Origin of the sequence: Streptomyces sp. NK08204 (genome assembly GCF_020400585.1) — a bacterium.
In the GTDB taxonomy this organism is placed as follows: Bacteria; Actinomycetota; Actinomycetes; order Streptomycetales; family Streptomycetaceae; genus Streptomyces.
Genome location: NZ_JAINVF010000002.1, coordinates 273,885 through 285,703 on the forward strand (window position 1 = coordinate 273,885; position 11,819 = coordinate 285,703).

10 protein-coding genes are annotated in these 11,819 nt (G+C 72.3%); 9 read left to right on the forward strand and 1 reads right to left on the reverse strand.

Annotated elements, in window-relative coordinates:
• Nucleotides 1-93: 93 nt before the first annotated feature.
• A complete protein-coding gene (locus tag K7G59_RS04345) occupies nt 94-609 on the forward strand; it encodes a YceI family protein (protein ID WP_225830470.1) in 516 nt (171 codons plus the stop codon).
• 4 nt (nt 610-613) lie between these two features.
• On the opposite strand, the gene K7G59_RS04350 is transcribed toward K7G59_RS04345, so the two are convergent.
• Nucleotides 614-2,293, reverse strand: a complete 1,680-nt coding sequence (locus K7G59_RS04350) for a hypothetical protein (protein ID WP_225830471.1) — start codon at nt 2,291-2,293, stop codon at nt 614-616.
• Between the two features lie 350 nt (nt 2,294-2,643).
• Between K7G59_RS04350 and K7G59_RS04355 the strand changes: the two genes are divergently transcribed.
• From K7G59_RS04355 to K7G59_RS04390, 8 genes are all read left to right on the forward strand, one after another.
• On the forward strand, nt 2,644-3,033 hold the full coding sequence (locus K7G59_RS04355; protein WP_225830472.1) for a cell division protein SepF: 390 nt from the start codon (nt 2,644-2,646) through the stop codon (nt 3,031-3,033).
• A gap of 305 nt (nt 3,034-3,338) precedes the next feature.
• Nucleotides 3,339-4,553, forward strand: coding sequence for an ATP-binding protein (locus K7G59_RS04360; protein ID WP_225830473.1), 1,215 nt, complete (start codon nt 3,339-3,341; stop codon nt 4,551-4,553).
• Nucleotides 4,550-4,885: a nucleotide pyrophosphohydrolase gene (locus K7G59_RS04365; protein ID WP_225830474.1), complete on the forward strand. Its 336-nt coding sequence runs from the start codon at nt 4,550-4,552 to the stop codon at nt 4,883-4,885. The genes K7G59_RS04360 and K7G59_RS04365 overlap by 4 nt, the downstream gene beginning before the upstream one ends.
• A 190-nt stretch (nt 4,886-5,075) precedes the next feature.
• Entirely contained in the window at nt 5,076-5,546 is a 471-nt protein-coding gene (locus K7G59_RS04370) for a DUF6099 family protein (RefSeq protein WP_225830475.1), read from the forward strand.
• A gap of 271 nt (nt 5,547-5,817) precedes the next feature.
• Nucleotides 5,818-6,741: an LLM class F420-dependent oxidoreductase gene (locus K7G59_RS04375; RefSeq protein WP_225830476.1), complete on the forward strand. Its 924-nt coding sequence runs from the start codon at nt 5,818-5,820 to the stop codon at nt 6,739-6,741.
• Nucleotides 6,742-7,051: 310 nt separating this feature from the next.
• Complete coding sequence (locus tag K7G59_RS04380; protein WP_225830477.1) at nt 7,052-7,576, forward strand: CbrC family protein; 525 nt, start codon at nt 7,052-7,054, stop codon at nt 7,574-7,576.
• A gap of 67 nt (nt 7,577-7,643) precedes the next feature.
• Nucleotides 7,644-9,152, forward strand: a complete 1,509-nt coding sequence (locus K7G59_RS04385) for a 3' terminal RNA ribose 2'-O-methyltransferase Hen1 (RefSeq protein ID WP_225830478.1) — start codon at nt 7,644-7,646, stop codon at nt 9,150-9,152.
• Nucleotides 9,149-11,713, forward strand: a complete 2,565-nt coding sequence (locus K7G59_RS04390) for a polynucleotide kinase-phosphatase (RefSeq protein WP_225830479.1) — start codon at nt 9,149-9,151, stop codon at nt 11,711-11,713. The genes K7G59_RS04385 and K7G59_RS04390 overlap by 4 nt, the downstream gene beginning before the upstream one ends.
• Nucleotides 11,714-11,819 lie beyond the last annotated feature (106 nt).

Consider the following 11,819-nt stretch of genomic DNA (forward strand, 5'->3'; position numbering starts at 1 on the left):
TGTCCATTTTTGAATGATCGGCTTGTTCGCCCTCGGGCGCAGCCGATAGCGTCTGAGATCATCCAAATTTGCACGACTGACAGGAGGCCGACGATGACCGTCGCCGTGGAAACAGGTCTCTGGCAGCTCGACCCCGCCGCGTCCACCGTGGCGGTGCGGCACAAGCACATGTGGGGCCTGGTCGCCGTCAAGGGCGTCTTCACCACCGTCGGCGGCCAGGGTGAGGTGAAGCCCGACGGCTCCGTCACCGGCACCGTGACCCTGGACGCGACCTCCCTGGACACCAAGAACGACAAGCGCGACGCCCACCTGCGCTCGGCCGACTTCTTCGACGCTGAGAACCACCCCGAGATCACCTTCACGCTGCACGGCGCGGACGTCCAGGGCGACAGCGCCCGTGTCACCGGTGAACTGACCGCGCGCGGCATCACCAAGCCGCTGACCTTCACCGCCCGGCTGACCGGCGTGGACGCGCAGGCTGTCACCGTGGAGGCGGAGGCCAAGGTGGACCGCGAGGACTACGGCATGACGTTCAACCAGCTGGGCATGATCACCCGCGTGAGCACGGTGACGGTCAAGCTGCGGTTCACCCGCGCGCAGGCCTCCTGAGAGGTCAGCCCCCGATCTCACTCCTGAGCACGTCTCGTGTCGAGAGGGTCTGCGGGTCCGCCGTGAAGGCGCGCAGGCGGAAGCGGGCGCTCTTCTTGCCGGGCAGGGGGAACCGGCCGAAGGGCGCCCGGAGTTCCACGGTCGCCGTGGCGTGCGCCGGGATCGTGGCGGGGCCGCGGAGGAGGGACCAGTACCGGCTCATGCCCTGGCCCGTCGTGAACATGTAGTGCGGGGTGAGCGCGTCGCCGCCCGTGTTGGTCACCCGCAGGGTCAGCGTGGCCAGCGACTGCGCCGACGTCCGCCGCACCGCTGTGAGGTCCATCCGCAGCGGCGGCCTGCCGGACACCGCCAGCACCGCGCTCACCAGCGAGGGCAGCAGGAGCAGGACGACGGCGCAGGCCGGCGTGGTCCGGCGGCGCGGGCCGGTCAGCCACCGCGGCCGGGGCTGCCAGGCGCGCGTGAACTCCGACAACGGCACGGTGACCGCCGCCGCCAGCCACAGCGGGGTCATCATCAGGTAGTAGCCGTCCTGGGAGCGGGTCGCCAGGAAGAAGGCGCACCAGGGCAGCACGGTCGCCGCCGGACCCAGCCGCCGTACGAACAGCACGAACAGCGCCAGCAGCGCGGCGGCGAGCAGCACGCTCGCGTGGCCGTACCAGTCGAGCCGGTCGCTGCCGTGCGTGAAGTACAGGGAGACGGTCACCAGGCCCTGGCCGTGCAGCACCGCGCCCTGCGTCAGCGGCAGGACGATCCCGCCGAGCCAGGGGCCGGGCTCGTGCACGGCGAAGTACGCGTTGATCAGCAGCCAGGCCGTGACGGCGACCCCGAGGATCCGCAGCACCACGACTCCGGCCGCCCGCGCACCCAGCTCGCCGCGCCGCACGGCGTAGATCCCGGCCAGCAGGAACGGCGTGACGAACCAAGGAAGTTGCTGCGCCGCGCACGCCGCTCCGAGGCACGCGGCCCGCGCGATCCCGGCCGCGCCGAGCCGGCCACGGGCGCCGAGCCGCGGCCAGTACACGACCACCGGGACCAGCAGGGCCAGGCCGATGATCGCCGGGTAGCCCTGGCGGGCGTAGCTCGGCAGGAAGCCGAAGCCCAGGCAGACCATCGTCGCCGCCGAGCGCCAGGGTGCGGGCAGCAGCCGCCACAGCAGGACCGCACCCGCGATCAGCGCGAGCGTGGCCGCCGCCGTCGCCGGGGCGCCGCCGTGACCCACCCACAGCAGCGGTGCGGTCAGCAGCGGGGTCAGCGGGGGATAGCCGTAGGTGAAGTCGTACCCGCCGTCCGTCGTCGCCGTCAGCGCGACGTTCCTGCCCTGGAAGAGCCACGGCCAGGGGTGCCCGTACATCGGGTGCCCGTGCACCAGTTCCCGCGCGGCCTGCGTGGTGAGCGTCGCCTCGTCGCCACCGGCGTGGTTCAGCGCCCAGTTGCACAGGGCGAGGGCCACCGCGGTCGCCAGCACCACCACGTCGAGCCGGGCCAGCGAACGCGCCCGGCGCACCGAGAGGGCGAGGACGCCGGTCACCAGGATCGACGCGTAGCAGACGGAGATGACCGCCGCGAGGACCAGCTGGTGCGAGGCCGCCTGCGTCCACAGTGAGCGGGTCCCGATGAAGAGGCTCACGTCGGCGAGGAGGGTCAGCACACGGTGCCACTGCGCGGGGCTTGCCGGGGTGTCCATGAGGGCTCCCCCGGGGGCTCCCGGGACGGCGGACACCGCCGACCGAGTCCGCCGACCGGGTGCCACCTGCTCGCTTTCTGCCAAGTGCACAGCAACGGACGCTAACGGTGACCGGTGAACGACACGACGAGGCACGTGAAGAGTCGGGTGTGAGGGCGGTAAGAAACGGGCGTATTCGTACATGTGGCGAACCGTGCGGTGCGGGTGGGGGTGATGGCGGGGCGGGATTCGGGAGGGAGCAGATGCCGCCGGTTCGGTCGCGCTTCGTGTCGTTGTTGGGCCGAACGGGTGACTTGGCGTAAGAATTGGCTGGTGCAAGCATTGATTGCGAGTCAGGTCAGGGGGAGCCGGTGAGCCGTTACGACGTCACCGATGAACAGTGGGAAGGGCTCGCCCAGGTCGTGCCGCTGCGGGGCCGGGACGCATGGCCCTCGGCGGTGAACCACCGCTCGCTGCCGGACGCCGAGACCGAGACCCGTCGCCGTTTCGTGGTCCTGCGGGTCAACGTCTTCGCGGACGCCCGCGAGGTCGCCGAGACCCTGATGGCGGGCGCGCCCGTCCTGCTCGACCTCTCCGGTGCGGAGGGTGACGTCGCCAAGCGCGTCCTCGACTTCAGCACGGGCGTCGTCTTCGGCCTGGGCAGCGGGATGCACCGGGTCGACCGCAATGTGTTCCTGCTGACGCCCCCGGGCACCGAGGTCAGCGGGCTGATGGAAGGCGCGGGAGTCCCCGTGGAGTGAGCCCGCGGGCGGCTGCCCACGATCCGCCACCCGGGGCCGCGCCGACCGGTCCGCCGGTCGGTGACCTCGGGGATCCCTCGATCGGAAGAGCGGGTGGGGCAGCTCCTCCCCGTACAGGGTGTGCCGCAGCAGGCCGGCGCCGTACTGCGCGGGCGCCAGGTCTGTCGGTCTGTCACCGCGGCGGTCCGCCGGTCACATACCCCGGCCGGTCCCCGCGATCCGTCACCCCGGCCGGTCGCCCGATCGTGGGAAGGTCCCGAGGGAAAAACGGTTCACCTGGTCGGCGGAGGCCTAGCGTCCGGGGTATGGCCGTGTCTTCCGTGTCCGCGGGATGTTTCTCGTCGCCGGGGTCCGCAGGGTCCGGGGTCCAGGGCTCCGCGGGACCCCCGTCGCCCCGTGAACCCCTCGATGTGCGGGCGCGGATCACCGAGTTGCGGCTGTCGGCCTTCGCCGGGCACCGGCGGGCCATGTTTCCGCTGGGTCCGGTGACCCTGTTCGCGGGGCCCAGCGGTTCGGGGAAGACGACCGCGCTCGGTGCGTACGAGGCGCTCGCCCGGCTCGGTGGCGGGGCCTCGCTCGCCGAGGTGTTCCCCGAGCCGGTCGCCTGCGTGCCGGAGGGCGCGCGTGCCGATGCCGAGGGGCGGCGCGGCTTCCGGATCGGGTGTACGGCCGAGGGTTCCGAAGGACCGGTCCGGCTCGACGTCGCCGTACAGGCCGAGCCCCAGCTGCGGATCGTGGGGGAGCGGCTCACCGGCGGCGGAGTCGTCCTGCTGGAGACCGCCCTGCGTGACCCGGGCCGCCGGAGCGTCCAGGCCGCCTGGCACACCGCGGGCTCCTCCCCGGTGACCCGGGCCCCGCTCCCCGACGACCGGCTCGGCACCGCCCTGCTGCCGCTGCGCGTGGCAGGCAAGACGGATGGACAGCGGCAGGTGCTGGCCGCCGCCGAGCAGATGGTCGTCGCCCTGCGCTCCGTCTTCCGCTGCGACCCGCGCCCCGACTCCATGCGCGCCCCCGTCCCCGCCGGCACCGGACGGCTCCTGCCCGGCTGCGACAACCTCGCCGATGTGCTGTGGCGCACCCGGTCGGAGTGCGGCCGGCGCCACGCCCAGCTGGTCGGGGCGCTGCACGCGGGCTGTGCCGGCCCGGTGGCCGACCTGCTCGCCGAGCCGCTGGCCGACGGCGCCGTGCGGGCGCTGCTCGACCGGGGCGACGGCACCCGCACGGAGCTGGCCCGGCTCGGCGACGGCGAACTGCGCTATCTCGCGCTGACCCTCGTGCTCCTGACCGGGCCCGGCGTGCTGGAGGTGGACGCGCCGGGCGAGGTGCCCGACGCCCTGCGGACCCTCACCGTGCTCGCCGACGGCTTCGACCGTGCCCTCGACAGCTCCCAGCGCCGGGAACTGCTGGGTACGGCGGCCCGGATGGGCGAACGCGGGCACATCCGCTGTGCGGCCGCGGTGAGCGACGCCTCATGGGCCGCCGGAGTCCAGGGCGTCACGGTGGTACACCTGACCCCGTGACCGAACACCCTGACCTGGCCGGACTCCAGCGCAGGCTGGCCGAGTTCGCCGCCGCGCGCCACTGGCAGCGCTACCACACCCCGAAGAACCTGGTCGCCGCGCTCAGCGTGGAGGCCTCCGAACTGGTCGAGATCTTCCAGTGGCTGACGCCGGAGGAGTCGGCCCGGGTGATGGACGACCCCGACACCGCGCACCACGTCACGGACGAGGTCGCGGACGTGCTCGCCTATCTGCTCCAGCTCTGCGAGGTACTCGGCATCGACCCGCTGGCCGCCCTCTCCGCCAAGATCGACCGCAACGAACGCCGCTTTCCCCTGCCGGGGACGGAGTGATCCCAACCGACGGACGGAGAGGTTCCGTTATCACTCTCCGGAGTCAAATTCCCCGTTGAATCCGAATTGTTGTCCAGAGATTTCCGTCTTGCTCTAGCTTTTCGCACCATTGACCCTCACTCTGGGTAGTGGAAGCAGGGAAGTTCGTGAGGACGTGCGGCAGAGCGCGGCGGACGGACGGGGGCAAGGCATGGATGCGGTGCGGCTCATCGGAACGAGCAGGCGGGCCCTGGCGGGCGGCGCCGAAGCGCCCGAGATCATGACGGAGGTGTGGCAGGCGCAGGCCCTCGCCCAGGCGATCGGCAGCCGTCTCGCGGTGTCCGGTCCGCCCGAGCTGCGCGGCGAGGCCCTGGGCCTGACCGAGCTGGCGGGTCGCGGCTGCGGTGCCCTGGACCCACCGGAACTCGATGCGGGCGACCTGCGCGCCGCCCAGCTCACCGAGCTGGACGACGCCCGCGAGACCCTGCACTGCCTCGACGGCCTGCTCGGCGAGGTCGGCATGGCCCTCGTCGGCATGGCCAGCGCCGCGGCCGACCAGGCGACGTACTGGCAGTGCATGGAGGCCATCGACGCGGCGGACGAGTCCCGGGACCGGGTCCTGGAGATGCTGCGCAAACTGGCGGCGCGCGAAGAGGCGTTGTCTGAGCGGGAGTTGGGGTGAGGCCCGGCGCTCTCCGGGCCGAGGAACGGCTTTAGCCGATCCGGGGCCGGCATTCAGGCGGTTGTGCCCCTCCTGGGCCTACCCCTCCGGCCCCTCCGGCACCGCCGGGCGACCGCAGGTCCGTGTCCGCGTCGAGGGCGACCACCACCGCGGCCGGTCACCGTCCCACGGCACCCCGCGCCCGCGGCGGCCGACTTTCACCCGACCGTGGACGGCCGCACCCGGCGCCACCAGCGCGGTTGACGCAGTGATCGGCATGCACGATGGATGGATGGACCTTCGAATCTTCACCGAGCCCCAGCAAGGGGCCACGTACGACACCCTGCTCACCGTGGCGAAGGCCACCGAGGAACTCGGATTCAACGGGTTCTTCCGTTCCGACCACTACGTCAGCATGGGCAATGTCAGTGGCCTCCCCGGCCCCACGGACGCCTGGATCACCCTGGCGGGCCTCGCCCGCGAGACCAGGCGCATCCGCCTCGGCACCCTCATGACCGCCGGCACCTTCCGTCTGCCCGGCGTACTCGCCATCCAGGTCGCCCAGGTCGACCAGATGTCCGGCGGACGTGTGGAGCTGGGCCTGGGCGCGGGCTGGTTCGAGGAGGAGCACAAGGCCTACGGCATCCCCTTCCCCAAGGAGAGGTTCGCCCGGCTGGAGGAGCAGCTCGCGATCATCACCGGGCTGTGGGCGACCGAGGCGGGCAAGACCTTCGACTTCCACGGCACCTACTACGACCTCACGGACTCACCCGCCCTGCCCAAGCCGGTCCAGCGCAAGGTCCCGGTGCTCATCGGCGGCCACGGCACGACCCGCACCCCACGGCTCGCGGCCCGCTACGCCGACGAGTTCAACATCCCCTTCGCCTCGATCGCGGACAGCGAGCGGCAGTTCGCCCGGGTACGCGCCGCCGCCCAGGAGGCGGGCCGTGACGCGGACGAGCTGATCTGCTCCAACGCGCTCGTGGTCTGCGTCGGAAGGGACGGCCACGAGGTCGCCCGGCGCGCCGCCGCGATCGGCCGCGACGTGGACGAACTGAAGGCCAACGGCCTGGCGGGTTCCCCCGCAGAAGTCGTCGACAAGATCGGCCGGTACGCCGAGATCGGCTCCCGGCGCATCTACCTCCAGGTCCTCGACCTGCACGACCTGGACCAGCTGGAACTGATCTCCGCCCAGATCCAGCCCCAGCTGCCCTAGCCCGCCCCGACCCTGCCCCGCCTGGCCCCGGCCCGTGGCCCGCACCTGCCCGGCCCCCGCCCCGCGGCCCGCTCGCGTGCCCGGCCCCCTCGCCGCTGTCACCGACGCGGGGGCCGGGACTCGCGCGGGCTACGGTGGGGCGAGAACGTGACGAAGGGCAGGGGCGGCGATCGTGACGAGTGAGGCCGACAGGCGGCACCCTGGGCCGCAACCGCGGCAGGGCGCCGTCGCCGTCCCGTCTGCCGAACCGGCCGGCCGGGCGGACCGACCGGCCCTCGACCAGCGCCCCGGACAACGTCGCCGGCCGCCCGTGCTCCCGCCGTTCCCGTACCACCCGGACCCCGTGGCCACCGGCTCGGTGGTCGCCGCCGACGAGCCGTGCGGGTGCTGCGGGCACGACCAGGGCTGGATCTACACCGGCCCCGTCTACGGCCAGGACATACCCGAGGGGCGCCTGTGCCCGTACTGCATCGCCGCCGGCACCGCGGCCGAGCGCCACGGTGCGTTCTTCAACGAGGTCGAGGCCCGCCAGGTCCCGGACGCGGTGGCCACGCGCATCTGCGAGCGCACACCGGGCTTCGCCACCTGGCAGGACTGGGCCTGGCCGGTGCACTGCGGCGACGGCACGGCGTTCCTCGGCGTGGCCGGGGCCAGGGAACTCGCCGCCTACCCGGACGCGGTCGGACAACTGCGCAGGGAGTGCGCCGAGTGGGCCTGGGATGCCGCCGCGACCGAGGACTTCCTCGCGGCCCTGGACAAGGACGGCCAGCCGACCGCCTTCCTCTTCCGCTGCCGCGTCTGCGGCGCCCACCTGGCCCGGGCGGACTTCACCTGATCGCCGATGGGTGCCCGCCGGGAAAAACCGGTGGTCGCTGCGTGCGCGGCCAGGAAGACTCGTCGGTGTGTTCCTGACGATCTCCACGCGCGGCGATGCCGCCAGCCCGGCCACCGACCTCGGGCACCTGCTGCACAAGCACCCCGGGAAGGCACAGCGTTTCTCCACCTCCTGCGGGGCCGCGCACGTCTTCTACCCCGAGGCGGACGACCACCGCTGCACGGCCGCGCTGCTGCTGGAGGTCGACACTCTCGCGCTGGTCCGGCGCGCCAAGGGCAAGGGCCGCGGCGGCGCACCCGACGGGGCTCTCGCGCAGTACGTCAACGACCGTCCCTACGCGGCCTCCTCACTGCTCGCGGTCGCACTGAGCACCGTGTTCTCCAGCGCCATGCGCGGGGTGTGCAACGCCCGCCCGGAGCGGGCCGCGGCACCGCTTCCGCTGCGCGTCGAGGTGCCGGCGCTACCCGCCCGCGGCGGGCAGGACCTCGTTCGACGGCTCTTCGAACCCCTCGGCTGGCTCGTCACCGCCGAACCGGTGGCGCTGGACGCCCAGTTCCCGGAGTGGGGTGACTCGCGCTACGTCGGACTCGTACTGGAATCCGACACGCTGACCCTGGCGGAGGCCCTGCGACAGCTGTACGTCCTGCTCCCCGTACTCGACGACGCCAAGCACTACTGGGTCACCGCCGAGGAGGTCGACAAGCTGCTGCGCGCCGGTGAGGGCTGGCTGCCCGCCCACCCCGAACAGAAGCTGATCACCAGCCGCTACCTGTCGCGTCGTTGGTCGCTGACCCGGCAGGCGATGGAGCGGCTCGAGCTGGTGCGCCTGGCCGAGGCCGACGACAGCGAGGTCGAGGAGATCGACAACGCCGTCGAGACGGAGAGCGAGGAGGAGGAGAAGCCGACCCCGCTCGCCGTGCAGCGCCGGGAGGCGATCCTCGCCGCGCTGCGCGACAGCGGTGCCACCCGCGTGCTCGATCTCGGCTGCGGACAGGGCCAGTTGGTGCAGGAGCTGATCAAGGACGTCCGGTACACCGAGATCGTCGGCGTCGACGTCTCCGTACGGGCCCTCACCATCGCCTCCCGGCGGCTGAAGCTGGACCGCATGGGTGAGCGGCAGGCCGCCCGCGTCAAGCTCTTCCAGGGCTCCCTCGCCTACACCGACAGCCGGCTCAAGGGGTACGACGCCGCTGTGCTGAGCGAGGTCATCGAGCACCTCGACCTGCCCCGGCTGCCCGCACTGGAGTACGCCGTGTTCGGTTCGGCCCGCCCGCGGACGGTCGTCGTGACGACCCCGAACGTCGAGTACAACGTCCGCTGGGAGAGCCTCCCGGCCGGGCACGTGCGGCACGGCGACCACCGCTTCGAGTGGACTCGCGAGGAGTTCCGGGCCTGGGCGGGGACGGTGGCCGGGCGGCACGGCTACGACCTCGAGTTCAGGCCCGTCGGACCCGAGGACCCCGAGGTCGGACCGCCGACCCAGATGGCCGTGTTCACGACGAAGACCGACCCGAACGACACGACCGTCACGAACGACACGAACGACACGAACGAGAAGGAGGCGAAGGCGGCATGACCGAGACGCGTACGGGGCGGGTCCTTCCCGTCACCGACCTCTCCCTCGTCGTCCTCGTCGGCGCCTCCGGCTCCGGCAAGTCCACCTTCGCGCGCAGGCACTTCAAGCCGACCGAGGTGATCTCCTCGGACTTCTGCCGCGGTCTCGTCAGCGACGACGAGAACGACCAGAGCGCCACCCGGGACGCCTTCGACGTACTGCACTACATCGCCGGCAAGCGACTGGCCGCAGGCCGGCGCATCGTCGTGGACGCCACCAGCGTGCAGCAGGACAGCCGACGGCAGCTGATCGACCTGGCCCGCAGGCACGACGTGCTGCCCATCGCCATCGTCCTCGACGTGCCCGAGGAGGTGTGCGCCGAGCGCAACGCGGCCCGCACCGACCGGGCCGACATGCCCCGCCGGGTCATCCAGCGGCACATACGCGAACTCCGCCGTTCGCTGCGCCACCTGGAGCGCGAGGGCTTCCGCAAGGTGCACGTCCTGCGCGGAGTGGAGGAGGTCGAGCAGGCGACGGTCGTCACCGAGAAGCGCTTCAACGACCTGACACACCTCACCGGTCCCTTCGACATCATCGGTGACATCCACGGCTGCTCCGTCGAACTCGAGGCGCTGCTCGCCAAGCTGGGTTACGTGGACGGTGTGCACCCCGAGGGCCGCACGGCCGTGTTCGTCGGCGACCTCGTCGACCGCGGCCCGGACACCCCGGGCGTGCTGCGCCGGGTGATGTCGATGGCCGCGGCGGGCAACGCCCTGTGCGTGCCCGGCAACCACGAGAACAAGTACGGCCGTTACCTCAAGGGTCGCAAGGTCCAGCACACCCACGGGCTCGCCGAGACCATCGCGCAGATGGAGGGCGAGAGCGAGGAGTTCAGGGCGCGGGTACGCACATTCCTGGAGGGGCTGGTCAGTCACTACGTCCTCGACGGCGGACGGCTCGTCGTCTGCCACGCCGGTCTGCCCGAGAAGTACCACGGCCGCACCTCCGGCCGGGTCCGCTCGCACGCCCTGTACGGCGAAACCACGGGCGAGACCGACGAGTTCGGGCTGCCCGTGCGCTACCCGTGGGCGGAGGACTACCGAGGACGCGCGGCCGTGGTCTACGGCCACACCCCGGTCCCCGAGGCCACATGGCTGAACAACACCATCTGCCTGGACACCGGCGCCGTCTTCGGCGGCAAGCTGACCGCGTTGCGGTGGCCGGAGCGGGAGCTGGTCGACGTACCGGCCGAGCGGGTCTGGTACGAGCCGGTGAAGCCGCTGCGCGCCGAGGCGCCCGGCGGACACGACGGCCGGCCGCTGGACCTCGCCGACGTGCACGGCCGCCGCGGCGTCGAGACCCGGCACGCCGGCCGGGTCGCGATCCGCGAGGAGAACGCGGCGGCGGCCCTGGAGGTCATGAGCCGCTTCGCGGTCGACCCGCGCCTGCTGCCGTACCTGCCGCCGACCATGGCACCGACGGCGACCTCGCGGGCCGATGCCCGCGGCGGAGCCGCTGACGGACACTTCCTGGAGCACCCGGCCGAGGCCTTCGCCCAGTACGCCGAGGACGGGGTGGCGCGGGTGGTGTGCGAGGAGAAGCACATGGGCTCGCGGGCCGTGGCCCTGGTGTGCCGGGACGCGCGGGCGGCACGCGAGCGGTTCGGGGCGGACGGGGTCACGGGGTCGCTGTACACCCGTACCGGCCGGCCGTTCTTCGACGACGGGAAGGTGACCGAGGAGATCCTCGGCCGTCTTCGCTCGGCAGTCACCGAAGCGGGACTGTGGACGGAACTCGACACGGACTGGCTCCTGCTGGACGCCGAGCTGATGCCCTGGTCGCTGAAGGCCTCCGGCCTGCTGCGCAACCAGTACGCCGCCGTGGGTGCCGCGTCCGGCGCGGTGTTCCCGGGCGCGCTGGCCGCCCTGGAGCAGGCCGCCGGCCGCGGTGTCGAGGTGGCCGGGCTGCTGGACCGGCAGCGCGGACGCGCCGCGGACGCCGCCGCGTTCACCGACGCCTACCGGCGCTACTGCTGGGTCACCGACGGCCTGGACGGCGTACGCCTCGCGCCGTTCCAGCTTCTGGCCGCGCGCGGACGGAGCCTCGCCGCGCTGCCGCACGACGAACAACTCGCCCTGATCGACCGGCTCGTGGAGCACGACGGCACCGGACTGCTGCAGACCACCCGCCGCCTGTACGTCGACACCGGTGACCCGGAGTCGGTCCGGGCCGGGGTCGACTGGTGGCTGGAGCTGACCGGGCTCGGTGGTGAGGGCATGGTCGTCAAGCCGCTCGGGGCGCTGGTGCGCGGCCGCGACGGCCGGCTGGTGCAGCCCGGCATCAAGTGCCGGGGCCGTGAGTACCTGCGGATCATCTACGGTCCCGAGTACACCCGTCCGGACAACCTCGCCCGGCTGCGGCAGCGGTTGCTGAACCACAAGCGGTCGCTGGCGATCCGCGAATACGCCCTCGGTCTGGAGGCCCTGGACCGGCTCGCCGACGGGGAGCCGCTGTGGCGGGTGCACGAGGCGGTGTTCGGCGTGCTGGCGCTGGAGTCGGAGCCGGTCGACCCCAGGCTGTGAGACGCCGTGCCGGGGGCCGCCACTTCTTGTTCTCGTCCTGCCGACGAAAACAAGAAGTGGCGGAAACGGTCGAGTAGAGCGTGAACACGGGCAGGGGCGGCCAGGA